Raw genomic sequence first — 24,760 nt, forward strand, 5'->3', positions numbered from 1 at the left:
CAAAGTTACTTTGTTCTTTTAATTTTTATATTTGTTTTGCGATCATTTATCATTGGGATAATTTGAAAGCGATTTTGTAGGAATACAGATAATGAAATTAAAGCTTCTTGGTGCTTTTGGTGCTGCATTGATGCTTGCTGCTTGCGGACACAGTGATGATAAAGGTGCGTCAACAGGAAATGGTGCTGGCCAACAAACTGTTAGTGGAGTAGTTCCTGGTAGCCAAGCTGATTTGGTTGCTAATGTTGGTGATCGTATTTTCTTCCCGTTCAATTCAAATAATTTAACTAGCGATGCACGCTCAACATTAAACCGTCAATCAGAATGGTTAAAACGTTATCCAAACGTACAAGTTATGGTTGCTGGTAACTGCGATGATCGTGGAACAGAAGAATATAACATTGCGTTAGGTTCACGTCGTGCAAATGCTGCTCGTGATTACTTGGTATCTTTGGGTGTTTCTCCTGATCGTGTTACAACGATCTCTTATGGTAAAGATCGCCCAGTTGCAGAAGGTGATAATGAAGAATCATACGCACAAAATCGTAATGCAACGACTTCTGTACGTTAAAATATATTGATTTATCGATATTGATAAAAAGCCGATAAAACGTATTATATGTTTTATCGGCTTTTTGTTATTTATAAAAATAAAATTTGTTTGTTGGATAAGTTATAAAGCAATTGGTAACTAGATCATCCTATTAAGATATCTCAAAGGGTAATGTAAATGCTATTTTTTGATACTCGTGTTGTAAAACAACCTGAATATTTATCGTATAAAAAACTTTTTAGAGGCACATTATTGGGGGTATTTTTACTTTCTGGAGGAATAACCAACAATGCTCTTGCACAAGATGTTTCCAGTCGAGATGTTATCTCATTGCAAAATCAAATTGAGTCGTTAAAAGCACAAGTCAGCCAATTGCAACAAACGACATCATTTTCTGGTAATTCAGATCGTCATACTAAAAGCAATAGTAATAATAAAAGCAGTGGTGATCCTAGTGGATTATTACCCGAATTATTAACAAGAGTGAATAATTTGGAGGATCAGCAACGTGTCATGCGCGGACAACTTGACGATTTAACCAATCAAGTTCAAACAAAAATTGATTTACTAAATAAAAAAATTGATGATGCCAATTTCGCTGCAGGGGGAAATGGTGGGGGATCAACTGCACCAGCTGCTAAGGCTGCACCTGTTGAATCTGCTTCATCTGAAACACCAAAACCAGCATCAAGTGCAGGGGATTCATTGAAAGATGGTCAGCAAGCATTATTAGGTAAAAATTATTCTCAGGCAGAATCGATTGCTCGAAATATCATTGCAACACCACAAGGGAAAAAATCTGTTCCAGCTCATTTCTTGTTGGCACAATCCCTGGCCGGACAACAACGTTATAAAGATGCATCTGTAGGATATTTTGATATATACAAAAAATTCCCTGATTCGACACGTGCACCCGAAGCATTATTGGGGGTAGGGATTACATTATTGAAAAATGGCGATAGTGCAGCTTCTTGCCAAGCACTTAATTTGTTAAATAGTAAATATCCAAATGCTTCTAGTCGCATTAAAAATGCCGCAACCAGTTTACATAAAAAGGCAAAATGTTCTTAAAATTGCATAATGGATGATTTAAGCTTTCCTCCTCTGACTCAAAATGAGTTTAATCAATATATTGAACCTTTGGGGCCATGGGGAGAGGATAAGGATAATATCCCTCCTATAGCGGTTGCGGTTTCAGGGGGGGCAGATAGTTTATGTCTTGCATTAATGCTCTCAAGATGGCGTAAAAATATTCATGCTTTTATTGTGGATCATCAGTTGCGGACATCTTCAGGGCAAGAGGCAATTATTACTCAAAACCGTTTATCTCGTTTATCTATTCCATCTACGATTTTAACGCTAAATAATTTGAACGCAGGTGCTGCTTTAGAAGAGAGAGCTAGAATAGCAAGGTATGATGCGTTGTTCGATGCCTGTTCTAAAAAAGGATGTCTTGATTTATTACTTGGGCATCATGCTGGGGATCAGGCTGAAACTGTTTTGATGCGTATTCGTGCAGGCAGTGCGGCGGACGGTTTGGCTGGTATGGCGTTGATTATGGATTTACCAAATATAAGGTTGGTCAGACCATTATTATCCGTGCCTCCACAACGATTACGTGCAACTTTGAAAAAAGAAAATATTGTTTGGATAGAAGACCCTTCGAACCAAGACATGCGTATTCGACGTAATCAATTAAGAAAAGAGCTATCGACGAGTTCTCAACAATCCGGTGCAATATCTACTTTGTTACAGCGTTCCCGTGAAGAAGGACGTAACCGCATGAAAAAAGATAAAGAACAAGCAGATTTATTGGTTCAACATGTGGAGATTAGACCAGAAGGATTTGCACTTTTATCAGCCTCAACAATAGAATCCAGAGCGTTAGGGGCGATCATTCGGACAATCTCAGGTTCAATTTATGCGCCTGTGTCTCAGTCATTAGAAAGACTGCGTCATTTACGTTCAATGACTGTTGGTGGTGTTAAAATACAGCCGGCAGGCAGGTTGGGTGATGGATGGTTAATGTTTCGTGAAGAGGCTGCTATGCAAAAAAGGGTACAAGTTACCCCAGATTGTATTTGGGATCATCGGTTTCGAGTCATTATCCCTGATGGGCAAATGAAAGATGGAATAGAGGTTGGTGCCTTGGGGGACGGATATAAGCAATTTGCTCATCGTAATACATTCCCTTCGGCTTTATTGAGAGTGTTACCAGCGTTTTGGGATCGTCAAACTTTAATTGCAGTACCACATTTGAATATTTTTTTACAAAGTGATGTTAAAAATTGGCAAATTATTTTTCAACCTAAACAACCAATGACACAAAGTTATCTTTTTTGGGGTATATAATGTGAAACACAAGATTTAATTTGATGAATTAAAATGAGGGAAAATAATTTTTTTGACTAGGAAAATATTAGTTTAGTTCTTATGTTAAATAAGTAATAGTAAATAATAAAACAAAATAATTTTCATTTTGTTTAAGGGATCTGTAAAACAAGACGTGTTTGTTTTGAACATGGAAATATAAAATAGTATGAACAAAAAGAATTTTGGCCGTAATTTAAGTTTATGGGTTGTTGTGATCGTGATGGTCATGCTAGCTGCTGGATTTTTCCGTCCAGATACAGGGCAATCTACTGGAGAACAAATTAATTATTCACAGTTCATCAGTAATATCGATCAAGGAAAAGTAAAGTCTGTCGTTATTCAAGACCGTAATTTAAGCGGTAAGTATAAGGATGATAAAACTTTTACAACATATTTGCCCCCATCAACGAACGATTTGCTTACAAAACTATCAAGCAAAGATGTTTCTATTGAGGCAAAACCTTTGGATAACCAACCCAATTTATTTTGGCGTTTGATTATTAATTTGCTTCCGACATTGTTGATTATTGGGCTATTTATTTTGCTTATGCGCAATATGCAAGGTGCAGGTGGAAAAGCAATGGGTTTTGGGAAATCCAAAGCTAAGATGTTGACTGAAAAACAAGGTCGTGTCACGTTTGCAGATGTTGCAGGGATTGACGAAGCTAAAGCCGAGTTAGAAGAAATTGTTGAATACTTAAGAGATTCTCAAAAATTCCAACGGTTGGGCGGTAAAATTCCTAAAGGGGTTTTATTAGTTGGACCTCCTGGAACGGGTAAAACATTGCTAGCTCGTGCGATTGCTGGTGAAGCAAATGTTCCATTTTTTACCATTTCAGGTTCAGATTTTGTTGAAATGTTTGTTGGTGTAGGTGCTTCCCGTGTTCGTGATATGTTCGAGCAGGGCAAGAAATCAGCTCCTTGTATTATCTTTATCGACGAAATTGATGCTGTAGGTCGTCATCGTGGCGTTGGTATGGGTGGTGGCAATGATGAACGTGAGCAAACTTTAAACCAAATGTTGGTTGAGATGGATGGATTTGATAGCAGTGAAAGCGTTATTCTGATTGCTGCAACAAATCGCCCTGATGTTCTCGATCCTGCATTACTGCGTCCGGGACGTTTTGATCGTCAGGTCGTTGTTCCTAATCCTGATGTGGCTGGACGTGAAAAGATTTTGCGTGTGCATATGCGTAAAGTGCCTGTAACCAGTGACGTTGATCCGAAAGTTATTGCCAGAGGTACCCCAGGATTTTCTGGTGCAGATCTTGCCAATCTGGTCAACGAGGCAGCTTTGTTAGCAGCACGTTTGAATCGTCGTACGGTTTCGATGCTTGAGTTTGAAAATGCCAAAGACAAAGTCATGATGGGTGCAGAACGTCGCTCGTTAGTGATGAGCGATGAAGAGAAGAGAAATACGGCTTATCATGAAGCAGGTCATGCACTTTGTGCGCTCTTAATTCCTGGATGTGACCCTGTGCACAAAGCCACCATTATTCCTCGTGGACGCGCGCTGGGGATGGTGATGAGCTTACCTGAAGGGGATCGTTATTCCGAAACCAAATTGAGATGTAAAGCCCGACTTGTCTTGGCTATGGGTGGTCGTTGTGGTGAAGAATTAGCCTTTGGCCCTGAAAATATCACTAGTGGTGCATCTGGCGACATTCAAATGGCAACCAATCTTGCTCATAATATGGTGACTGAATGGGGAATGAGTGAGAAGCTCGGTATGGTTAATTATGGTGATGGTGAGCAAGGTTATTGGCAAAAACCAAGCAAATCAGGGTCTACCATTCGTGAGATCGAGATTGAAGTCAAACAATTAATTGATGAAGCATACACTCGAGCAATGAATTTGCTAACTGAACATAGAGAAAAGTGGGAAAGGTTAGCTGAAGGATTGTTAGAATATGAGACATTAAATGCTGATGAAATCCAACGTGTTTTACGTGGTGAAAAGATTGAGCGTAGTTTCGTAGATGACACGACGAAAAACCTTCGTTCATCTGTTCCTGAGATTGTAACTACTGAAGTAACAGAGACCTCGTCTGAAAATAAATCGGTTGAAGATGAGAATAAAACAACATCTTTAAATCTGGATAAATCTGATCCAACTGCGTAGTTTATTTAACAAATAAGATTAATTTTAAAGTGAAAGAAGTTTTTTCTTTCACTTTTTTTATATATAGGCTTGGCGAACCAGCAATTTCTTTATAGTAAATAAAGAATGCAAGATATATTTTTAGAGCCAATGGCATTCTTATATGACGACGTTGCTGAGCAAGCGATACAAAATAAGAGCGCTTATCCATTTTTAGGTCAGCAAAGACTAGCGTTTTCAATGGTAAAGCAAGTGAGTCATCGTCAAAAGCATTTTCCTTTGTCAAAAGATTTATTTCCAGTAATATGGCAGGAAAAATTAAATCAATTATCGTCTCCGCTACCTATGGCACATTTACCTTCTGGTCCGTTAGTGATGGGAATATTAAATATCACGCCAGATAGTTTTAGTGATGGTAGTAAGCACTTTCAGTTAAATGATGCTATTCGTGCAGGCCATCAGATGGTCACGGATGGGGCTGCAATTATTGATATTGGCGGTGAAAGCACAAGACCAGGATCTATTCCAATCACACCACAAGAAGAATGTGAGCGTATTGTGCCTGTTATTAAACAGTTGCGAGGGTGTGGTGCTTTAATTTCAGTGGATACACGCCATGCACAAACGATGCGCGTAGCTTTAGAAGCTGGTGCTGATATGATCAATGATATTTCGGCACTTGATGATCCTGAGAGTGCAAAGATTATTGCTCAAGCAAAATGCCCTGTTATTTTAATGCATATGCGTGGAACACCTCAGACAATGGGAAATTATACAAGATATGGGAATGTTTTGTATGATGTTTTATCCGAGTTAACGAATAAGATTCAAAAAGCAGAGCAAGCAGGAATCTCCCGTGATCAAATTATCATTGATCCAGGTATCGGGTTTGCAAAAAATAAACAGCATAATTTATTATTAATAAAGCATTTTCCAGTTTTAGCAAATTTAGGGTGTCGTTTATTATTGGCGGTATCTAGAAAACGTTTTATTAAAGAAGTTATGAATAATATTATTTGTGAACATTATGATTGGGGAACAATGGTTGCCTCATTGCCATTTATGATGGTTGGCAATGGGATAATTCGGGTGCATAATGTGCCTGCAATAGTACAATCAATCAAACTATGGCAAGCTTTACATTAAGATTAAAAAGAGCAGGCTATTTAAAACAAACAACCTTGGAAAGACAGATGAGTAATCAAAGAGTTTTTTTTGGCACTGATGGAATTCGTGGTACGGCAAATAGTAATCCAATGACTGTTGAGGTCGCACAAAAGCTGGGGCAGGCGGTTGGTTTGTTATTTATGGACGAAGGAGATCGAAGACGACATCAAGTCTTGATTGGCAAAGATACACGTTTGTCAGGCTATATGATTGAAAGCGCACTGATTGCAGGGTTTCTATCCGCAGGGATGGATGTGATCGTGGTAGGGCCAATGCCCACACCAGCGATTGCAATGCTGACACGGTCGTTGCGTGCTGATTTGGGGGTTATGATTTCTGCGTCACATAATCCATATTATGATAATGGTATTAAGATTTTTGATCGTGATGGGTTTAAGCTCTCTGATGCTCAGGAAATTGAAATTGAGCGATTAATACAATCTGACCTCTCTCATCGTCTTTCTAGCCCTGAACATATAGGACGAGCTGTTCGTTTAGATGATGCTGCTGGACGTTATATTGAACATGCAAAGGCTTCTTTTCCAAGGCAATATCGCCTTAATGGATTAAAAATTGTCATTGATTGTGCGAATGGCGCAGCTTATAAAGTTGCCCCGGCAGCATTATGGGAGTTAGGAGCAGAAGTTATTTCGTTAGGATGCAAACCCAATGGATTTAATATTAATAAAAATTGTGGCTCTACTCATCCAGAGGCATTATGCCAAGCTGTTATTGAACATCAAGCAGATATTGGCATTGCCCTTGATGGTGATGCAGATCGAATGTTACTGGTTGATGAAACTGGAAAAGTTCTTGATGGTGATCAAATTCTCGCTGTGATTGCATCTTCTTGGGCTGAGAAAGGATATATGCCCAATAAACATGTTGTTGCAACGATTATGTCAAATATGGGATTAGAACGTTTTTTTAAATCTCAAAATATCGAATTATTAAGAACACAAGTTGGAGATCGCTATGTTGTTGAAAAAATGCGCGAGCTTGGGTGTATCATTGGCGGAGAGCAATCTGGGCATATGATTTTGTCCAATTTTTCAACGACAGGAGACGGTTTAATAGCTGCGTTACAAGTGTTAGCTGTTTTGGTCGAAAGAAAAGAAAAAGCGAGCGTTGTTTGTAATAAATTCTCTCCATTCCCGCAAGAATTAAGAAATATACGTTTTCAAGGAAGCGATCCTCTGACTCATGAAAATGTAAAAAACGCATTAAGAGAAGCTGAAGAGCAATTAGGTAAAGATGGTCGTATTATTCTAAGAAAAAGCGGCACTGAACCTCTGATACGCGTTATGGCAGAGGCAGAGGATTATGCTAGTGTTGATCGAATATTAACCCATTTATGTGATGTAATTCAGAATGTCAAAGACTGCTAGCTTTGTTTTCTTTTTGATTTTAATAACAAATAGGAAATTACATTGTTTATCAGCTGGTTACTTTGCACAAAGAAACTGGCTGGTGCGGATAAGAGTTGCTGAGAAGGTTGAATATAACGATCATTTGTTAAGTCTAAGGATGAGTTATTAATCATGCTTTGCAAATGATAAGGTGTTGTTTGTGCATGAAATTGCAGCCCAATAACATGATTTTTAATTTGAAATGCTTGATTTTCGCATATTGAGCTGGATGCAAGTAATGTTGCATTTTCAGGCAGCTCAAATTCGTCTTTATGCCAAAATAAACTTGTAAAATGGTCTGGGAAATGAAAACAGTTTCTTTTAGAAGTTGATTCCGCTTTTATAGGATACCAACCAATAGCTTTATGAGGAGAAGAACGTACTTTTGCTCCAAAAATATCGGCAATTAATTGTGCACCGAAACATATACCCAATGTTGGAATGTTATTTTCAATTGCTTGTCTAATAAGTTCTTTTTCTTTTTTAAGCCAAGGATATTGCTCTTCATCATATATGCTCATTGGGCCACCTAAAATAATTAATAGGTTGGCAGATTCAATATTCGGAAGAGGGGAATCGGGTTTATACAAGAAGCAGATATCTGATGCAATGCCTTGCTCATGTAGCCATGATAAAATATACCCAGGGCCTTCGAAAATCGCATGCTGTAAAATAATAGCTCTCATTTTAGACCATTCCAAATACAAATTTTACTATTGTTTATAGTATATAGTGCAAACATTAAACAAATAAAGCCCCTATTGCATAATAAGGGCTTTATGACAAGGTTTATCTATAATTTTTTATGTAAAATTATAGAGTTGCTTCACCTTTTTTCCAGCTACATGGGCACAAACCACCGTCTTGTAATGCATCAAGAATACGAATGAATTCTGCTGGATTACGGCCAACTGATAAATCATTTGCACTGACATGGCGGATAACGCCTGTAGGATCAACAATGAATGTTGCGCGTAGGTTTACGCCTGCAGCATAGTGCAATACACCAAGTGCTGAAGAAAGCTCACGTTTATTATCTGCTAGCATTGGAATTTCTAAGTTTCTCAACTGGTCGTTGTGTAAACGCCAATTTAAATGAACGAAAGCAGAATCAATTGAAAGACCATAAACAGCAGTATTACGTTCAGCAAATTCTTTTTGTAGATCGCTAAAGGCAACGATTTCTGTTGGGCAAATAAACGTAAAGTCCATTGGCCAGAAAAAGAATAGTTTCCATTTTCCGCTATCATCTTTGTTAGAGATGGTTTGGAATTTGCCTTCTGCACCTTGATCCAAGCCTGCTTGTCCAGCAGCAACAGCATCTAAGCTAAATGATGGGAATTGATCGCCAACTGTTAACATGATTATCTCCATATAAAAAATAAAAAACAGGAATAGATTGCTCTATACTCTATATCTATTTATGGGTATGTATGATTAAATATTCAAATGAATTCTTTTGTAATAAATGATTGAAAAAATCGATGGACATTCTTCCTTCACCACAACAGCTGCGTTATTTGATTGCTCTTTCTGAGCAAAGACACTTTGGCAGAGCTGCAAATGTTTGCTCTGTTACTCAATCGACTTTGTCTGCAGGCATATTAAATTTAGAACGTCAATTTGATGTCGCTATTTTAGACCGAACAGCTGGAAAACGGGTAGTCTTCACGCCAATAGGTGAAGAGGTTATCATTCAAGCAAAGGTTGCGTTACAAGGGCTTGAATCGGTTCGAGATGTTATTCATTTCGTACAGGAACCTTTTTCATCTTCGCTAAGACTTGGAATTATACCCACAGTAGCTCCTTATATACTTCCTGATGTTATTCGGAATATAAGACACAATTATCCTAAATTAACGTTGAGCCTTCACGAAGATTTGACAGAGAATTTAATGGAAAAACTTGCCATCGGTCATCTGGATTTATTGGTGATTGCGATGCCATGTGATTGTAGCGGCGCGGAAACTTTCTTTTTGTTTAAAGACGATTTTTTTATTATTATGCCTAAAGATCACCCACTGGAACAATTTGATCGTATTCGCTTGGATCAAATTGAAGCTAAAGAGATTATTTCTTTACAAGATGGTCATTGTTTGAAGGATCAAACATTGGATATGTGTAGACAAGGGCAAAATTTTAAAACCGTTTCAGATTCTCATAATGATTTTACGGCTTCTTCGCTTAAAACAATTATTAATATGGTTGGAATTGGATTAGGTGTAGCTTTTATACCCAAAATGGCAATAGAAAGTGAAATTGGCGATCGTTCTGATATTGTAGTTCGTCCTTTAGATGGAAATCCAACATGCAGAACGATTGGTTTGGCTTGGCGACGTAATTCTTTAAGAGCAAGCGAGTTCAAACAATTCGAAAAAGTATTCCAAAATTTAAAAATATAGTCTTAGGATTTGACTTTTTCTTATTTTTCTTTATATAAGAGCTAACTTTCGAATTTATTGCCTTGGGTGGAATTGAAATTATGAAAATTAGAAACAGCTTACGTTCGGCTAAATTGCGTGACAAAGACTGCCGTATCGTTCGTCGTCATGGAAGAGTATATGTTATTAATAAGAAAAATCCACGTATGAAAGCACGTCAAGGTTAATCTTATTTATTTACTTATAGAACATCCTTTTACGAGGATGATCTTTTATGAATATGAGTTTAAAAAGGTTTCTATTTTTATAAATAGAAGCCTTTTTTTGCATTTATATGTCTTTAATCATAATATTGATATTTATTTTGTGGGGGATATATGAATGAATATTTATATATTGTTATTTGATAATTTCCGCACGCTGGACGTTTTTGGTCCCGTAGATGTTTTTGGGGAGGTTAGCGAATTCACTTTACATTATTGCTCATTAGTAGGTGGATTAGTGTATAGCTCTCATCACGTACCCATTATGACTGAAGTAATGCCATTAACAATATTTTCAGATTCGATCATATTTATCCCAGGAGGGATAGGGACACGATCTTTGGTTAATGACGTTGGGTTCACCAAGGCGCTAACACATATTATTCCACAAGCATCTTATTGCTTAACGGTATATACAGGATCAGCACTGGTTGCCAAAACGGGATTATTAGAAGGTAAAACAGCAACTTCAAACAAAAAAGCATGGTCTTGGGTGACGTCGGTTAATCCCCAAGTCAATTGGCAGTATCATGCACGTTGGTGTATTGATGTTTGTTTTTACACTTCATCAGGCATATCAGCTGGTACAGATATGGCTTTAGGATTCGTTGCAGATTTATATGGTCAAGAACGTTCGAGATTGATTGCTGATTCAATGGAGTATGTATGGAATAATCAAAGTTACAATGACCCTTTTGCTGAGCCAATGTGACGTTTATTGACGGTGCTGAGCAGGCTTTTCAGGTTTGTTTGCCAAGTCAGATCGAATCATTTCTACATGATCTGCACTAAGGTCTTTATCTTGCGCTTCGGGTATTCCTTTGGCGAGTAAATATATACGTGTTGAGGGAATACCTTGGTTAATCAAAACAGCGCGAATAGCTAACCCACGATTTAATGCCATACGACGAGGTGTTGATAAATCATCGGCATTGCCATGGCTATAGGCATTTAAATAAACTGTAGATTCAGGATGTTGTTTTAACATATTGGCATAGTCCATAATGGCTTTCATCATGGATTCGTTTAAATCTACACTATTTTGATCAAAAATAAGTAATGTATGTTTTGACGTAGCACGTACTTCTCCTTTAACCTCTTTGATAACTTTAGGCATCTCTGGTGGTGCAGGGGGATGTAATGGCACGACAATATTTGCATCTTTAAATACAGGCACAGGAGGTGGTGCAGGGGGGATTGTTGCTGACACAGCAGGTTTTGCGCTTGCTGGTGGCTTTGTTTCTACTGGTGTTGTAATTTTTTCTTTTTGATGTTTTTTCTTATCAGAATGCTTATTGGTTTTTTTTGCTTCTTTATTTTTAGTTTTATGACCGTCTCCCAAGTTGCTCAAAGCAGAGTGATTGACACTTACTTGGGCAATAGCATTGGGTGTGGATAATAGAACTAAACTAGCAAAAGCAGAGGTTAAAAAAAGTTGATTTCTTTTTTTTAGAAGAGAAAAAGGAGATAGAGGAAATAAAGGAAAATTCATAATATAGCCTAACAATCAACTTTCTTTAAAATAAACGCACTTAAGAATAATATATTAATTCATTATTTGTTTGGAGTATTATCCGAGATAATTTCTCTGATTGTAGAAAATAATGCGGCATTGGCAGCAACAGTATCTACAGACATACCAATGTCATTCAAAGGATTTCCTTGGATATCAGAGACATGCCCACCAGCTTCTCTGACTAAAATCAATCCTGCAGCAACATCCCATGGCTTTAACCCAAGCTCCCAGAAACCTTCATATCGGCCAGCGGCCACCCATGCCAAATCCAAAGCAGCAGCGCCAAAACGCCGTAACCCAGCTATTTGAGGCATTAATGAGCTTACAGTTTGTACAAACCCTTTTCTTTTTTCTTCAGTAGAAATTGCAAAAGGAATGCCCGTTGCAAACACGGCTTGGTACATATCCCTTCTTGCAGATACACGTAGGCGGCGTTCATTTAGAAATGCGCCAATCCCTTTTTCAGCCCAGAACATTTCATTCGCAACGGGGTTGTATACAAGACCAGACACAATTTCGATATCGCCATTGTCATTACGTTTTTGTAAAGCAATTGAAATCGCCCAGTGTGGGATGCCATGTAAAAAATTGGTCGTGCCATCTAATGGATCAACGATCCAACGCCAGCTCCAATTATCACTGCCGGAATATCCACTTTCTTCCATCAAAAAAGCATATCCAGGGCGCGCTTTTTCAAGCTCTGTGCGAATCGTGGATTCGGCTCGCAAATCTGCTTGAGACACGAAATCTCCTGGTCCTTTAACACTGACTTGAAGCATTTCCACTTCGTTAAAATCTCGCAATAAACCGCGTGCAGCTTTTTGTGCAGCGTTTTGCATTACCATCATATGAGGAGAAAGTCGCATAGCCATAAGCAAGTTCCTGAATATTATAAAGAAAGGGCTTGGTAGTAAATAATTAACAAAACATCAAAAGATGTCTGTTTGGATATGTGTAAACAGACATCTTTTTTATGTAGAATAAGGGATAAACCTTATGTAAAATCTAGGATTTAGCTCTTTCAACGTAGCTGCCATCTTCGGTTTTAACAACAATTTTTTCACCGGCTTCAACGAATGGGGGAACCATTGTTTTAACGCCATTAGATAACATCGCTGGTTTATATGAAGAGCTTGCTGTTTGTCCTTTGACAACAGGTTCTGCCTCGACTACTTCCAAAGTAACTTGTGCAGGAAGCTCAACAGAAACTGGATCCCCTTCAATTAATCTTACGATTACTTTCATATTATCTTGTAAGAAAGGTAATAGATCCCCAAAAATATCTTTATGAAGCAAAAATTGATCATAAGTTTCTGGATCCATTAACACGATATTATCGCCATCTTCATAAGAATACGTAAATTCTTTATCTTCGGCCATCAGACGCTCTACGGTATCAGCAGTACGCCAACGTTCGTTGGTTTTATTTCCTGTTTTTAGATCGCGCATTTCCACTTGGATAAATGCACCACCTTTGCCTGGCGTGATAATTTGTTGTTTAAGGACAGACCAGCGACGACCTTCATGTTCAATAACTTGGCCCGCACGAATTTGGTTTGCCTGTTGTTTCATTAGTTCTCTCTAAAAAATAAACGAGTAAAAGGAAGATGTATAATCTGTAAACTCGAAAAAGGCAAGTTATTCACATCTCTCATCTTTTAAATTTGATGTATTTTCTTATTGGGGTCAAGCACATAATTAGGAGTTTGTGGATTAAAGTAATCAGGTCCAATGGGCACTTTGCCATATCCTCCTGGAATATCGAGGATATAAGTTGGCCATGCCAGTCCAGTCACCCGTCCGCGTAGAGCACTAAGCAGCTGCCTTCCTTCATCGATAGGAACATAAAAGCGTGCTGTACCTGGGGCTTTGTCAAGTTGGTGTAAATAATAAGGTTTGATACGCCACTCAACAAAATGACGTAGTAAGGATTCAAGTGTTGCAACATTGTCGTTAATATTTTTTAATAAAACGGATTGGCTTAATAAAGGAATGCCATTTTTAACTAAATTTTTAACTGCTTGATGAGCTGCAGGTGTAAATTCATTGGGATGATTGGCGTGTACAACAACCCATAAGGCTTTATCTGTTTCTAAACTATCAATAAATTCTTTGGTAAGTTGACTGGGTGCAGAAAACGGAACACGCGTATGAATACGAATTGTTGTAACATGAGGTATTTGGTCGAGTTGTTGTATAATAAAACGCATACGACGAGGAGATAAGACAAAAGGATCCCCACCCGATAAGATAACCTCTTTTATTTGCTGGTGGTTCTCAATCCAGTGTAGTGCGTTTTCAAGTTGAAGATCGGTTAATAATCCATTTTCAGGTCCTATTTGTTCCCTTCGGAAACAAAAGCGACAGTAAACGGGACATATAAGTAACGGTTTTAACAAAACGCGATCTTCATAACGATGGACAATGCCTGGAATAGGGGAGAGTGCTTCATCTCCAATGGGATCGTTCAGTTCATCTGGATGTGTTATCAGCTCATCAGGATGTGGGACATATTGCAATCCAATTGGATCCTCAGGACATGCAATTAAATCAACCATTTCCGAGGACACAGCAATTGTATAGATTTTTGATAATTCGTTTAACTGTGTCAAATCTTGTTCAGAAATAAGATTATTTTCTAAAAGATCATGAACAGTGCGAAGTGTTTTTGAGGTCATAAAGGAATAAGGCTTTTATGTAGATTAAAGATACAAGTTTGTAAAAACAGAAAAATCGCATATTTAATAGAAGGATGTAAAGCAAATTAAGAGAAATACGAGGACTCTTTAGTGAATAGATTAGATCGCGCCTCTCTATTTGATCGTTTGCCATTGTTGAAACGACGGCAATTAATGATAAAGGCAATCAGAAGTTTTTTTGATGCTCGTAATTATTTAGAAGTTGAAACTCCTTATCTAGTTTCTGCACCAGGCGAAGAAGTACATCTAGAACCCTTTAGTTCAATGTATGAAACGCCTCAAGGGGGAAAAAAAGAGCTATTTTTACATACAAGCCCTGAATTTGCCATGAAACGGATTGTTGCAGAGTTGCATCAACCTATTTATCAATTAGCAAGGGTTTGGAGGAATAAGGAAGGCGGACCATCTCACTCGCCTGAATTTACAATGTTGGAGTGGTATCATCCTCATTGTTCAATGGTTGAATTAATGGATGAAACAGAGAGATTGTGTAAAGTCTTATTTCCTCGACAAATAGAATATTCTAATCATCAAATCCGTTTTGGTGTGCCGTTTGAACGATTAACAGTCCAGCAGGCTTTTCAAAAATATGTTGGGGTTGATATTTTATCTTTACCTGACGACTCTCAAATACTAGCAAATGCAGCAGGATGCCAATTACGATTAGGGGAAACGTGGGAGGATTTATTTTTTCGATTGTTACTAGAAAAAATTGAACCGAATATTGGAAGGGATCGCCCGACCTTTTTAACGCATTGGCCAGTAAAACAAGCCGCTTTGGCAAAAATAGATTCGAACGACAAAAGGGTTGCTTTACGTTTTGAGCTTTATGCTGGCGGATTAGAGTTGGCAAATGCTTTTGAAGAATTAACCGATCCTGTAGAGCAACGTCAACGATTTCTTATCGATCGGCAACAACGAACAGAATTGTATCCTGAGGCTACTCGATGGGAAATTGATGAGGATTTTTTAAGTGCTTTGTCGAAAATGCCACCTTGCTCTGGTATTGCGGTGGGGTTTGATCGATTGGTGATGTTAGCAACAGGTGTCAAAAATATTCGGGATATTCTGTGGATATAAAATAAAAGATATTTGTTCATCGGCAAATATCTTATGAAAAACAGTATGAGAGAGCTTGTCGAAATGGTTAAGAAAAGATAAAACCTAGATACAAGAATGATTTAATTCATTTCAACTGTTCTTTAAGGGAATAAAAAGACCATGTCGCAGTCAAAAGCACAACAATTTGCTGTTATTGTTCACAAAAAAAAATCAATAATCGGAACACTGTTAGGAATGGTAGGCGTGCTTGCTGTGGCTGGATGTGGCGGTGTGCCAGAACATGAACGCGAATGTCAGTGGCAGGGAACACCCTCTTGGTATTGTCGTCATACGGCAAAAAAAGATACTTATTTTGTAAAAGGGAATACGCAATCTTATTTTATTCCTGCTTACACTGGGGCTAAAGAGTTCCCAGTGCCTGATATGCCCGTCTATACAGATGAGACAATTGATCAAACATTGCGTGCCTCTATCGTTCTAACAGATTATAAAGAGGCCTTAAGCAAAACAGGATTGCTTGCTTTGGTTGAACGTCAAGGACCTTATACTGTTTTTGCCGTTCCAAATAATCCGATGGAACATCCAACCTTTGCTGTAGAAGGTTCATTAATGGATGTTCAAAATGAAAATTTGTTAAAACAATTAATGGGTTATACTATTGTTTTAGGGAACTACTCACCAGAGAAACTTAGAAAACTAGCCTTAAAAAATGGCGGGTCTGTTGAGTTGACGACATTTTATAATGAAAAACTAATTGTGGTATTTGATCCTCAAACAGGTGAATTCGCCACTAAAAATAAAGCTGGGCAGATCAATAAAATTTGGGTCAACGGTATTCCCCAAGCAAACGGCACTTTGTATGTCAGCCAAGGTCTACTAAATTTTGTTAAATGATTAAAGATAAAATTATTCTGTGAATAAAGTGATATTCACAGAATCGAAACTTATTGTTTTTCTTCTTCAGCCTCTATAATTGCTCTTAACATGTTTTGGACACCTTTTGCTGGTCCATCAGGATGCCTCCAAACTGCACCAATGACGGATAAGAAATCAGCACCAGCTTTGACAAGCGGTTTGCAATTTTCTGCTGTAATTCCACCAATTGCAACAACAGGTAGCTCCATCATTTCTGACCACCAACTTAATAGTTCAATGGGTGCTCTGACATCGGTATCTTTGGATATTGTTGGGAAAAAAGCACCAAAAGCAATATAGTCTGCCCCTTTTTCCCCAGCTTTCATAGCCATGTCCCGGCTGTCGTAGCAAGAAACACCTAATTGTAAATCATTTCCTAATTGTGATCTTGCTAATTCGATCGGGGCATCATCCATACCAACATGGGCGCCGTCGCAGCCATATTCTTTGGCTAAATCAGGACGGTCATTTAAAATGAATGCAACATTCCTATCCTGAACGACAGGTTGTAATATATCGATTACTTTACGAATTTCATCATCTGAAACATTTTTTAATCTCAGTTGCAAGGCTGCAATTGGACCAGCTTCCAATGCTTCGATAAGTAAAGGTTTAAATTGTATAGGATCCAAGGTGGGAGGGGTTATTAAATAAAGTTCACAAGCATTCATCGTTCGTCTCAATATGTTGAATTTAACGATCAGAATAACATTAAGATTTAAAAGTGACCATAGGAGAGTATATGTGCAATGCAAAACATGAAAAAATGTAAGTAAGAATACTAAAAGTGTTTTTGTTTTATCACTGAGATTATATTTATTGCTTTATAAATAATGTATTTTGACATCAGGTATTTTGTCTTTACTTAAAATGTGATTTAACCGATTAATGCTTTATACGTAATTTTGAAATTGATAAAATGTGGGTTGTTTTAAGTAAATATATTATTGTTGGTCTTGCGAATACCTTGCTGACTATGATTGTGATTATTGCCTTGACGTATTACGGTATAGGTCTGTACGTGGCAAATGCATCTGGCTATGTTGTGGGTATTATTTTCAGTTTTATTCTCAATTCAGTTTTTACATTTTCAGCAACACTAAGTTTCACAAAGCTTTTAAAATTCTTGGTTGTTTGTTTCATTTCTTATTTGGTGAATTTGATTGCAATGAAGGTTTTTTTCTTACTTTGTCCCAATAAAATGCATTTAGCTGAGTATAGAATATATCTTGCACAGTTCTGGGGCATGGGATTTTATACAATTACTGGGTTTATTTTAAATAAAATGTGGGTCATGAAATGAATAATCAAACATCGGGCGATTCCGCTTTACAAATAATGAGAACTGTTCCTTCATTAACCATTGTGGTGCCTTGTTATAATGAGGCAGAGGTATTTATATATTGTGTTGATGCATTAAATAAAATTGTAACTGATTTGGTTTTAAGAAAAAAAATCGAAAAGAATAGTCGCATTTTATTTGTTGATGATGGTAGTAAAGATAATACATGGTTGCAAATTACAGAGGCAGCCAAAAAACTAGATTATGTTCAAGGGCTAAAGTTATCCCGTAATCGTGGACATCAAACAGCTTTAATTGCTGGGTTGTCAGTTGTTGACACAGATGTTTGTATAAGTATTGATGCCGATTTGCAAGATGATATAAAGTGCATTGAGCAAATGATTGATAAATATATGCTCGGTAATGATATTGTTTATGGTGTCAGAAACGATCGTTCGAAAGATAGTTTTTTTAAACGAAATACGGCGAATATATTTTATGGATCTATGTCAGCAATGGGCGTTAATCAGATTGAAAATCATGCTGACTATCGGTTGTTAAGTAAAAGAGCTTTGGCTGCCTTGTTAGAATTTAAAGAACAAAATCTTTATATCAGAGGATTAATTCCGTTACTTGGTTTTAATAGTGATAAGGTGTTTTATACACGTGAAGAACGTGTCGCAGGTGAATCAAAGTATCCATTGAAAAAGATGTTAGGGTTGGCGATAGAAGGAGTTACTTCGTTGACAGTAACTCCTTTGCGTTTAATTTGTGCTTTAGGGTTTTTGACATGTTTCTTTTCTTTTCTAGCGATTATTTATATTCTAGTTGCTAAATTTACTGGACAAGTTATTGAGGGATGGACCTCAGTGATTATTTCTATCTTTTTCCTCAGTGGGGTTCAATTACTTTCACTGGGTGTGATAGGAGAATATGTTGGTAAGATCTATTTGGAAACCAAGCAACGTCCAAAATTTTTTATAGATGAACAGACAACTGACTAAATACTGTCATAAATTATATTTAAGTGTTTTAAAGGTAAATAAAGTGAAACAATACCGTTTCTTATATTTTAAAATTATATTCATATTATTGATAATTTTATTTATTATTGCTCATACAACATATTTTATTATGTCTGAGCAGAATATTTATTATTGGGATTATAGCGGCTATTGGCGTTTTTGGGAAGATATGTCTACAAGGTTTGCGCATCAGCCTTTTCAAGCATTTAAATTTTCCTTAAATTCTATTAGCAATAACGATTATAATGTATTGCCAATTATTTTACCAACAATATTTAGTATATTACCATTACCTTCAAGGTTGTCTTATATTTTATCCATATCCGTTTTTTATTACATACCAGTCATATTTTTATTTTCATACATATTTTGCCACTTTGTTGTTGACAATAAAAAATTAGTTAGCAGTTGGGTGATATCAATAATATTACCGGCGACTTTTGTAGCTTTTTGGACACCTATTTTGGCAGGCTATCCTGATATTTGTGGACTATTATTTATATTACTCGCAATTTTGTATCAATTTAAATTTGATATTGGTAATAAAATTCAAATAAAAAAGATGTTAATATTAGGTATCTTATTATGGGCTCCTTTTGTATTACGTCGTTGGTATGCATATACAGTTGTTTCTTTATATATTTCACTACCTATATTAAATTATTTGTGGTTTTTTGACAAAAGTCGTATTTGGTTGAAATTTAGAACGGTTTTTATTTCTTTTTTTATTTCTGGAACCACCAGTTGTATACTTGCTGTCATTTTTCAAAGAGGATTAATACATAGAATTATTAATACGAATTATTCAGATATATATGCAGCTTATCAGGGAGGTATGAGTTATTCAATCGTATCTTTGTTTAATAGTTGTGGTTATTATATTTTGCCATTAGTTGCATTAGGAGTAGTAATTAGTTTATTTGTAAAAGATAAAAAACAAAAGATTTTTATCTTTTTTTGTTTATTTAATTTGCTATTTACATTTTTTCTCTTTACTCGAACGCAAAGTCCAGGAATGCAGCATAACTTACCTTTTGCATTATGGATGTTGTTTATCGCTTGCTATTCAATCGTATGGTTGAATAATCGTATCTCTAAATCTATTTTTTCTGTATTTTTTATTGGTTGTCTTATATGTTTTTTGGGGTATATCGATCAAAATAGTTTGTTTAATCGCAAACCATATACAGCTTTACAGGAAAAAATGTTTCCTTCTAAACACTTGCCATTAAGAGTAGACAATTACTCTGCTTATGTTCAATTGGAAAAAGATATAGAGAAATTAGTCGGGGATAGTCAGACTGTATCTATTTTAAGTTCAAATCATGTGTTAAATGATGAGATGTTAAATACTATATCAAATCAAAAGTTAAGTAATCATATTGTCTATACTTCACAGGTAGATTTGCGAGATCAGATAAGAGTTAATCCTTTTTTATCAAATTATATGATTATTGTTGACCCTCCTCAAACACATTTAGGTGAGAGTAATCAAAGAGTTATAACAATTCCTGTAAATAATTTATTGCAGCATCACAATGTTGGTAAAGCCTATATCGCGGTTGGTCATTCCTATAAACTCGATGATAATGCAACAGCTTGGATTTATAAAAAAGAAAGAGCTTTTACTCCTGTTGAGGTTAATGAATTTTTAGCTCAATATTATCAATATTACCCCCAATGGAAGTCAATCTATAATAAAGGTCTGTATCTTTCTTTTTTAACCGCACATATTACTAAAGGAGATATTTATGGTGGAGCATCATTAGATAGTGATACGGGTATTATTTCCACTCATCCTGGAGAGAATACGCCAACAATTATAGAATGGACACTCCAGAATGTCCCTAAATTAAAAATACAATCAACTAATATGGAGTGTAACCAACAAGATACGATTAAGATTTCCATTTCAGGTGCAGGCGCTCCGTCAAAAGAAATTGACTTACCTCATGGTGGAGAAGTCAATATTGATATGATGCCTTGGCAAAACATTTTATCGAAAATAGTGATTGAGAAAAATAAAAGTTCCGGTTGCGATGCATTAATCATTTCAGCATTATGATTTATGATTAATTTAAATATTAAAGGAGCTTTAAAGCTCCTTTTTTTTAACAATTGAAATTAATTAGTAGATCAACCTTTAAAGATATTAACAATTTTTTCTAGCATTGCCAAAGCATCTTCACGTTTTCGTTGGAATGTATTTCTTCCTATGATCGCACCTGTTGCACCACCATCTTTTAGGCTTTGGAAAGTGTTATACAAGGTTTCATCATTTGTTTGTTCCCCGCCAGAGAATAATACCAAACGGCGCCCAGCAAATGAAGATTGCATAATATGTTCCGCACGTTTTGCTAACGTAGAAATATCAATTTTTTGATCTTCATATACCTTTTTAGCAGCAGGTAAACATAAATGGTCTGAAGGAGGTTTTACTTTAATGATATGTGCACCCATTTGCGCAGCAATATGCGCAGCATATGCGCAAATATCAACAGCAGTTTCACCAGCTTTATCCAAGAATGGACCACCACGAGGATAGCTCCAGACAACAGAGATCAATCCTGCTGCTTTAGCTTCTCTGATTAATTCTTGTAAGAAATCCATTTGCTCATAACAATAATCACTGCCTGGATAGATGGTATAACCAATACCAACACACCCTAGACGTGCAGCCTCTTGGACAGAACCTGTGATTGCTTGGTTTTTAATGTCACTTAAACTATTGGCATTATTTAACTTTAAAATAGTAGGAATTTGATTACCATAAGAAACAGCACCACATTCCAATGCACCTAATGGAGCTGCGTAAGCACTTAAACCAGCATCAATAGCCATTTTATAATGGTAATGTGGATCATAAGCAGCGGGATTAGCCGCAAAAGAGCGTGCAGGCCCATGTTCCATACCTTGATCAACGGGTAGGATCAATAATTTTCCTGTACCACCAAGTTTTCCGTGCATTAAAAGACGGGCAAGGTTAGCTTTCGTTGCAGCGCTATCTGTTTCATAATTATCGAGAATACGCTTCACTTCAGGAGTGAGTTTCATGCTTAATTTACCTATTAGTAGTTAATTTTATAGCTCAGAATTTAATATAAATGATTTAAAATTGCTATTCATATTATAGTGAGCAATAAACAAGCGTTAATGCTCGCAAATTATTTTTTTTTGAAACTTAACGTCAACAAACTGAATGAGCTTGGTTTATTCGTAATGAATATTGTATTCGTTTGCTCGGCTCTATTTTTTAATAGTGAGGAATGCGGTGATTCCGATTCGAATAAAATATATTTTTGACCTTCTCTAATCGCAGCCATTGCTAATCCAGCATGATCGTAACAATCCAAAATATTAACAAAGTTTTTTCGTGGTAAAATGGTTGATGCTGTATTTATAAAAGCAAGCCACCAACGAACACCCAGGTAAGTGACGGCATTAGGAGGGGATATGATACTAAAAGAAGGACTATTTTCAGAAGTATTTCGTGGATTTATACTTGTTTTTTTAATAAATTCTGCAATAAAGTAGATATGTGCAAGATGGTTGACAACAAAGCAAGGTATTTCTGTTTGTATTAAATAATGATTTAATGCTGTTGTGAATGTTTTTTTTTGTACAAAAATATAAGGGTTTTCTGTCATTATTACAAAAGGTCTTTGATGGTTATTCTGAGTGTATCAGATTGGCTTGTATTGTAATAAAACTTTAGATAAAGAACCTTTTATAAATAGTAAAGTTATTTGTTTGCTATAAATATACAAGGGGCAAAAGAAGTGGTTGAATCAGATACAGTGGATATGAATGTTCAAGATGATAATATTCAAATATCATCTCAACCAATTGTAACTTCTTCTTCAGAACAACGCTTGGACAATGCCCTGATGTCTATTGAAAATTTTCTTGCAGAACAAAGTCATCGTTCAAATGCACAAGCGCAAGAGGATCTAGAGAAAAAAGAGGTTATTCTTGCAAATCTGGATAATCTAATTACACATATGCAAGAGATAGTCGAACAATTAGAAACTGTAGAACAAGTAGACGGATCCAGAGAAGAATAAATGGCGCAAGTAACAATTACAATTAACGGATATGGATATACTGTTGGCTGCAACGATGGGGAAGAACCCCATTTGCAAGCAATGGCAAAAGTGGTAGAGCAGCATATTGATCTGATCCGCCAAATTGGTGGTCAAAGTGGAGAAGGCAGGATACTGGCTTTGTCGAGTTTGCTAATGGCAGATAAACTTCACGACATGGAAAAATATGTCGCCAGCTTAGAAAAACAATTAGACAAACAAAAGCTAAAGCAATTGCAGAAAGAAAACCAAGAATTAAGAAAAAAACTCGATGATTTTGCTGAGAGAGCCGAATCTATTGCAGAGAAATTGAATTTATCATAGAGTTGATTTATGGGGCTGCCTGGTTTGTTAGGTAAAACATACTCCCGGGCCGATAATCACTTCCTAGGGAGCTGGCGCTGTCGTGACCGTGGTCTCGTTATACTGGCACCCACCTGTATTGACAGGTCTGGAAGAGTTGATAGACCGACGGCTAAGGTGGCTTCATATATTTTAGTTAAGTAAATGATTGATATTTTACAACAAAAACAACAATTAAGGCACCAGCTTAAAAGCTTAAGAAGCCAATTTAATCAATCTCATTATCAATATACACCGCCGCTTATCCAAAATATTCTCAGTTTTATTTCTGCTGTTTGTAGTCAAGAAGATGTCATTGCTTGCTTTTGGCCTTTGGAAGGTGAAGCAGATTTACGACCTCTGATGCATGAATTACATCAACAAAGCTATAAAGTTGCACTTCCTAAAACGCCCGTTAAGGGAAATCCTCTCACTTTTTACTCTTGGTATCCATCTGCGGCGATGGAAGAGGGACGATATAAAACGATTTACCCAAATACAGAAATCGTGGAGCCTAATTTTATTTTAGTTCCATTAATGGGGTTTGATCGAAAAGGAAATCGTTTAGGTTATGGTGGGGGATATTACGATCGCACTTTACAGCATTTCACTGAGGCAAAATCTGCTGGAATTGCATTTTCTTATCAAGAAGTAACAACGATTCCAACAGAGCCATTTGACTTTGGCTTATCTGCTATTATTACTGAGTTAGAAATTATTTATACATAAAAGGGTTTATTGTGCGCATTGTTTTTTTAGGGGATATTGTCGGCCGAAGCGGTAGAGAAGTGGTCATTCAAGAGTTACCAGCATTAAAAAGTAAATTATCCGTTGATGCTGTGGTTGTGAATGCAGAAAATGCTAGTCATGGTTTTGGTTTATCACCAGCAATTGCAGAAGACTTATTCAAAGCGGGCGTAGATGTCATTACTCTTGGTAATCATAGCTGGGATCGCAAAGACATTATTCCTTATATCCGTGAAAACCCTAAAATAATTCGTCCTTTGAATTATCCACCTCAAACGCCTGGGGCTGGGCATTATATTCATATGCTGCCGAATAGTAAAAAATTATTAGTGATTAATGCCATGGGTCGTTTATTTATGGAGCCGTTAGACGATCCCTTTCGGATGATTGACGAGTTAATTTCAAAATATCGATTTGGTATTGATGTTCATGCTATTTTAATTGACATTCATGCCGAAGCAACCAGTGAAAAAGCTGGGCTAGCCCATTATTTTGATGGACGTGTTTCGCTGGTGGTTGGAACGCATACACATATTCCTACGGCGGATTATCGTATTTTATCTTCAGGGACGGCTTTTCAAACCGATGCTGGTATGTGTGGGGATTATAATAGTGTGATCGGCATGCAAAAAGAGGCTGCTATTTATCGATTTGTTACTAAAATGCCTGGAATGCGGTTAAGCCCTGCCGAAGGATTAGCCACATTATGTGGGCTTATTGTTGAAACAGATGACAGAACAGGGCTTGCGAAAAGAATATCGCCCATTCGTTTAAAAGGGGATTTGGATCCTATTTTACCAAAATGGGACTAGAAGACCCAATTCATTATATTCCATAAGTTGT

Annotated in this window: 27 protein-coding genes and 1 other RNA gene; 19 read left to right on the plus strand and 9 right to left on the minus strand. The window is 36.8% G+C overall.

What is annotated here, in order from left to right; genetic code table 11:
• Positions 1-91: 91 nt before the first annotated feature.
• The 6 genes from pal (at position 92) to glmM (ending at position 7,582) form a co-directional block, all read left to right on the plus strand.
• Positions 92-571, plus strand: coding sequence for a peptidoglycan-associated lipoprotein Pal (gene pal, locus PQG54_RS02585; RefSeq protein ID WP_271789028.1), 480 nt, complete (start codon positions 92-94; stop codon positions 569-571).
• A 159-nt stretch (positions 572-730) separates the two neighbouring features.
• On the plus strand, positions 731-1,624 hold the full coding sequence (locus PQG54_RS02590; protein WP_271789027.1) for a tol-pal system YbgF family protein: 894 nt from the start codon (positions 731-733) through the stop codon (positions 1,622-1,624).
• A gap of 9 nt (positions 1,625-1,633) precedes the next feature.
• Positions 1,634-2,905 carry a tRNA lysidine(34) synthetase TilS gene (gene tilS, locus PQG54_RS02595; RefSeq protein ID WP_271789026.1) on the plus strand — a complete coding sequence of 424 codons (1,272 nt, stop codon included), beginning with the start codon at positions 1,634-1,636 and terminating at the stop codon, positions 2,903-2,905.
• Between the two features lie 187 nt (positions 2,906-3,092).
• Positions 3,093-5,048 (plus strand): ATP-dependent zinc metalloprotease FtsH, encoded by a 1,956-nt coding sequence (gene ftsH, locus PQG54_RS02600; protein ID WP_271789025.1) that lies wholly within the window; start codon positions 3,093-3,095, stop codon positions 5,046-5,048.
• Positions 5,049-5,153: 105 nt separating this feature from the next.
• On the plus strand, positions 5,154-6,173 hold the full coding sequence (gene folP, locus PQG54_RS02605; protein WP_271789024.1) for a dihydropteroate synthase: 1,020 nt from the start codon (positions 5,154-5,156) through the stop codon (positions 6,171-6,173).
• A 47-nt stretch (positions 6,174-6,220) separates the two neighbouring features.
• Entirely contained in the window at positions 6,221-7,582 is a 1,362-nt protein-coding gene (gene glmM / locus PQG54_RS02610; protein ID WP_271789023.1) for a phosphoglucosamine mutase, read from the plus strand.
• Here the strand turns inward: glmM and PQG54_RS02615 are convergent.
• The gene (locus PQG54_RS02615; protein ID WP_271789022.1) at positions 7,579-8,289 is read right to left on the minus strand and encodes a type 1 glutamine amidotransferase; all 711 of its coding nucleotides are present in this window, start codon (positions 8,287-8,289) and stop codon (positions 7,579-7,581) included. The genes glmM and PQG54_RS02615 overlap by 4 nt on opposite strands.
• Positions 8,290-8,416: 127 nt before the next feature.
• Entirely contained in the window at positions 8,417-8,965 is a 549-nt protein-coding gene (locus PQG54_RS02620; RefSeq protein ID WP_271789021.1) for a peroxiredoxin, read from the minus strand.
• A 122-nt stretch (positions 8,966-9,087) separates the two neighbouring features.
• On the opposite strand from PQG54_RS02620, the gene PQG54_RS02625 reads away from it, so the two are divergent.
• The 3 genes from PQG54_RS02625 to PQG54_RS02635 all read left to right on the plus strand — a co-directional run bounded on the left by PQG54_RS02625 (position 9,088) and on the right by PQG54_RS02635 (position 10,959).
• Positions 9,088-10,005 carry a hydrogen peroxide-inducible genes activator gene (locus PQG54_RS02625; protein WP_271789020.1) on the plus strand — a complete coding sequence of 306 codons (918 nt, stop codon included), beginning with the start codon at positions 9,088-9,090 and terminating at the stop codon, positions 10,003-10,005.
• An 80-nt stretch (positions 10,006-10,085) separates the two neighbouring features.
• Positions 10,086-10,211, plus strand: a complete 126-nt coding sequence (ykgO, locus tag PQG54_RS02630) for a type B 50S ribosomal protein L36 (protein WP_034336436.1) — start codon at positions 10,086-10,088, stop codon at positions 10,209-10,211.
• Between the two features lie 154 nt (positions 10,212-10,365).
• Positions 10,366-10,959, plus strand: coding sequence for a DJ-1/PfpI family protein (locus tag PQG54_RS02635; protein ID WP_271789019.1), 594 nt, complete (start codon positions 10,366-10,368; stop codon positions 10,957-10,959).
• Between the two features lie 3 nt (positions 10,960-10,962).
• Here the strand turns inward: PQG54_RS02635 and PQG54_RS02640 are convergent, their stop codons facing one another.
• From PQG54_RS02640 to PQG54_RS02655, 4 genes are all read right to left on the minus strand, one after another.
• Positions 10,963-11,739 (minus strand): OmpA family protein, encoded by a 777-nt coding sequence (locus tag PQG54_RS02640; RefSeq protein ID WP_271789018.1) that lies wholly within the window; start codon positions 11,737-11,739, stop codon positions 10,963-10,965.
• A 62-nt stretch (positions 11,740-11,801) separates the two neighbouring features.
• Positions 11,802-12,629, minus strand: a complete 828-nt coding sequence (locus tag PQG54_RS02645; RefSeq protein WP_271789527.1) for an inositol monophosphatase family protein — start codon at positions 12,627-12,629, stop codon at positions 11,802-11,804.
• A gap of 139 nt (positions 12,630-12,768) precedes the next feature.
• Complete coding sequence (gene efp / locus PQG54_RS02650; RefSeq protein WP_271789017.1) at positions 12,769-13,335, minus strand: elongation factor P; 567 nt, start codon at positions 13,333-13,335, stop codon at positions 12,769-12,771.
• An 86-nt stretch (positions 13,336-13,421) separates the two neighbouring features.
• Positions 13,422-14,441, minus strand: a complete 1,020-nt coding sequence (locus PQG54_RS02655) for a lysine-2,3-aminomutase-like protein (RefSeq protein ID WP_271789016.1) — start codon at positions 14,439-14,441, stop codon at positions 13,422-13,424.
• 111 nt (positions 14,442-14,552) lie between these two features.
• Between PQG54_RS02655 and epmA the strand changes: the two genes are divergently transcribed.
• Entirely contained in the window at positions 14,553-15,542 is a 990-nt protein-coding gene (gene epmA, locus PQG54_RS02660) for an EF-P lysine aminoacylase EpmA (protein ID WP_271789015.1), read from the plus strand.
• Between the two features lie 141 nt (positions 15,543-15,683).
• On the plus strand, positions 15,684-16,418 hold the full coding sequence (locus PQG54_RS02665) for a fasciclin domain-containing protein (protein ID WP_271789014.1): 735 nt from the start codon (positions 15,684-15,686) through the stop codon (positions 16,416-16,418).
• A gap of 50 nt (positions 16,419-16,468) precedes the next feature.
• Here PQG54_RS02665 and thiE read toward each other — a convergent pair whose 3' ends face one another.
• A complete protein-coding gene (gene thiE / locus PQG54_RS02670; protein ID WP_271789013.1) occupies positions 16,469-17,110 on the minus strand; it encodes a thiamine phosphate synthase in 642 nt (213 codons plus the stop codon).
• Between the two features lie 248 nt (positions 17,111-17,358).
• Here thiE and PQG54_RS02675 point away from each other — a divergent pair, with 248 nt between their 5' ends.
• From PQG54_RS02675 to PQG54_RS02685, 3 genes are read left to right on the plus strand one after another with little or no spacing between them, the layout of a single operon-like run.
• On the plus strand, positions 17,359-17,742 hold the full coding sequence (locus PQG54_RS02675) for a GtrA family protein (RefSeq protein ID WP_271789012.1): 384 nt from the start codon (positions 17,359-17,361) through the stop codon (positions 17,740-17,742).
• A complete protein-coding gene (locus tag PQG54_RS02680) occupies positions 17,739-18,725 on the plus strand; it encodes a glycosyltransferase family 2 protein (RefSeq protein WP_271789011.1) in 987 nt (328 codons plus the stop codon). The genes PQG54_RS02675 and PQG54_RS02680 overlap by 4 nt, the downstream gene beginning before the upstream one ends.
• 43 nt (positions 18,726-18,768) lie before the next feature.
• Complete coding sequence (locus PQG54_RS02685) at positions 18,769-20,811, plus strand: hypothetical protein (RefSeq protein ID WP_271789010.1); 2,043 nt, start codon at positions 18,769-18,771, stop codon at positions 20,809-20,811.
• Positions 20,812-20,882: 71 nt separating this feature from the next.
• Here the strand turns inward: PQG54_RS02685 and PQG54_RS02690 are convergent, their stop codons facing one another.
• Positions 20,883-21,800: a class I fructose-bisphosphate aldolase gene (locus PQG54_RS02690; RefSeq protein WP_271789009.1), complete on the minus strand. Its 918-nt coding sequence runs from the start codon at positions 21,798-21,800 to the stop codon at positions 20,883-20,885.
• A 110-nt stretch (positions 21,801-21,910) separates the two neighbouring features.
• Complete coding sequence (locus PQG54_RS02695; protein ID WP_271789008.1) at positions 21,911-22,393, minus strand: calponin homology domain-containing protein; 483 nt, start codon at positions 22,391-22,393, stop codon at positions 21,911-21,913.
• A gap of 132 nt (positions 22,394-22,525) precedes the next feature.
• Here PQG54_RS02695 and PQG54_RS02700 point away from each other — a divergent pair, with 132 nt between their 5' ends.
• The 5 genes from PQG54_RS02700 (at position 22,526) to PQG54_RS02720 (ending at position 24,729) form a co-directional block, all read left to right on the plus strand.
• The gene (locus tag PQG54_RS02700) at positions 22,526-22,810 is read left to right on the plus strand and encodes a hypothetical protein (RefSeq protein ID WP_271789007.1); all 285 of its coding nucleotides are present in this window, start codon (positions 22,526-22,528) and stop codon (positions 22,808-22,810) included.
• On the plus strand, positions 22,811-23,152 hold the full coding sequence (locus PQG54_RS02705; RefSeq protein ID WP_271789006.1) for a cell division protein ZapA: 342 nt from the start codon (positions 22,811-22,813) through the stop codon (positions 23,150-23,152).
• A gap of 9 nt (positions 23,153-23,161) precedes the next feature.
• A non-coding RNA gene (gene ssrS / locus PQG54_RS02710) (6S RNA) lies at positions 23,162-23,319 on the plus strand.
• A gap of 16 nt (positions 23,320-23,335) precedes the next feature.
• A complete protein-coding gene (locus tag PQG54_RS02715) occupies positions 23,336-23,899 on the plus strand; it encodes a 5-formyltetrahydrofolate cyclo-ligase (protein ID WP_271789005.1) in 564 nt (187 codons plus the stop codon).
• An 11-nt stretch (positions 23,900-23,910) separates the two neighbouring features.
• Positions 23,911-24,729, plus strand: a complete 819-nt coding sequence (locus PQG54_RS02720; RefSeq protein ID WP_271789004.1) for a TIGR00282 family metallophosphoesterase — start codon at positions 23,911-23,913, stop codon at positions 24,727-24,729.
• The last annotated feature ends 31 nt before the right edge of the window (positions 24,730-24,760 follow it).

The organism is Commensalibacter communis, from assembly GCF_947179015.1.
In the GTDB taxonomy this organism is placed as follows: Bacteria; Pseudomonadota; Alphaproteobacteria; order Acetobacterales; family Acetobacteraceae; genus Commensalibacter; species Commensalibacter communis.

Excerpts from the sequence above, each read along its gene's own strand:
- ftsH (WP_271789025.1), top strand. The coding sequence starts at position 3,093 with ATGAACAAAAAGAATTTTGGCCGTAATTTAAGTTTATGGGTTGTTGTG.
- PQG54_RS02695 (WP_271789008.1), bottom strand. The coding sequence starts at position 22,393 with ATGACAGAAAACCCTTATATTTTTGTACAAAAAAAAACATTCACAACA.
- ykgO (WP_034336436.1), top strand. The coding sequence starts at position 10,086 with ATGAAAATTAGAAACAGCTTACGTTCGGCTAAATTGCGTGACAAAGAC.
- PQG54_RS02680 (WP_271789011.1), top strand. The coding sequence starts at position 17,739 with ATGAATAATCAAACATCGGGCGATTCCGCTTTACAAATAATGAGAACT.
- PQG54_RS02625 (WP_271789020.1), top strand. The coding sequence starts at position 9,088 with ATGGACATTCTTCCTTCACCACAACAGCTGCGTTATTTGATTGCTCTT.
- PQG54_RS02665 (WP_271789014.1), top strand. The coding sequence starts at position 15,684 with ATGTCGCAGTCAAAAGCACAACAATTTGCTGTTATTGTTCACAAAAAA.
- PQG54_RS02675 (WP_271789012.1), top strand. The coding sequence starts at position 17,359 with ATGTGGGTTGTTTTAAGTAAATATATTATTGTTGGTCTTGCGAATACC.
- PQG54_RS02715 (WP_271789005.1), top strand. The coding sequence starts at position 23,336 with ATGATTGATATTTTACAACAAAAACAACAATTAAGGCACCAGCTTAAA.
- PQG54_RS02635 (WP_271789019.1), top strand. The coding sequence starts at position 10,366 with ATGAATATTTATATATTGTTATTTGATAATTTCCGCACGCTGGACGTT.
- PQG54_RS02590 (WP_271789027.1), top strand. The coding sequence starts at position 731 with ATGCTATTTTTTGATACTCGTGTTGTAAAACAACCTGAATATTTATCG.
- PQG54_RS02690 (WP_271789009.1), bottom strand. The coding sequence starts at position 21,800 with ATGAAACTCACTCCTGAAGTGAAGCGTATTCTCGATAATTATGAAACA.
- thiE (WP_271789013.1), bottom strand. The coding sequence starts at position 17,110 with ATGAATGCTTGTGAACTTTATTTAATAACCCCTCCCACCTTGGATCCT.
- tilS (WP_271789026.1), top strand. The coding sequence starts at position 1,634 with ATGGATGATTTAAGCTTTCCTCCTCTGACTCAAAATGAGTTTAATCAA.
- PQG54_RS02640 (WP_271789018.1), bottom strand. The coding sequence starts at position 11,739 with ATGAATTTTCCTTTATTTCCTCTATCTCCTTTTTCTCTTCTAAAAAAA.
- PQG54_RS02705 (WP_271789006.1), top strand. The coding sequence starts at position 22,811 with ATGGCGCAAGTAACAATTACAATTAACGGATATGGATATACTGTTGGC.
- folP (WP_271789024.1), top strand. The coding sequence starts at position 5,154 with ATGCAAGATATATTTTTAGAGCCAATGGCATTCTTATATGACGACGTT.
- efp (WP_271789017.1), bottom strand. The coding sequence starts at position 13,335 with ATGAAACAACAGGCAAACCAAATTCGTGCGGGCCAAGTTATTGAACAT.
- PQG54_RS02620 (WP_271789021.1), bottom strand. The coding sequence starts at position 8,965 with ATGTTAACAGTTGGCGATCAATTCCCATCATTTAGCTTAGATGCTGTT.
- PQG54_RS02655 (WP_271789016.1), bottom strand. The coding sequence starts at position 14,441 with ATGACCTCAAAAACACTTCGCACTGTTCATGATCTTTTAGAAAATAAT.
- PQG54_RS02615 (WP_271789022.1), bottom strand. The coding sequence starts at position 8,289 with ATGAGAGCTATTATTTTACAGCATGCGATTTTCGAAGGCCCTGGGTAT.
- PQG54_RS02645 (WP_271789527.1), bottom strand. The coding sequence starts at position 12,629 with ATGCGACTTTCTCCTCATATGATGGTAATGCAAAACGCTGCACAAAAA.
- pal (WP_271789028.1), top strand. The coding sequence starts at position 92 with ATGAAATTAAAGCTTCTTGGTGCTTTTGGTGCTGCATTGATGCTTGCT.
- glmM (WP_271789023.1), top strand. The coding sequence starts at position 6,221 with ATGAGTAATCAAAGAGTTTTTTTTGGCACTGATGGAATTCGTGGTACG.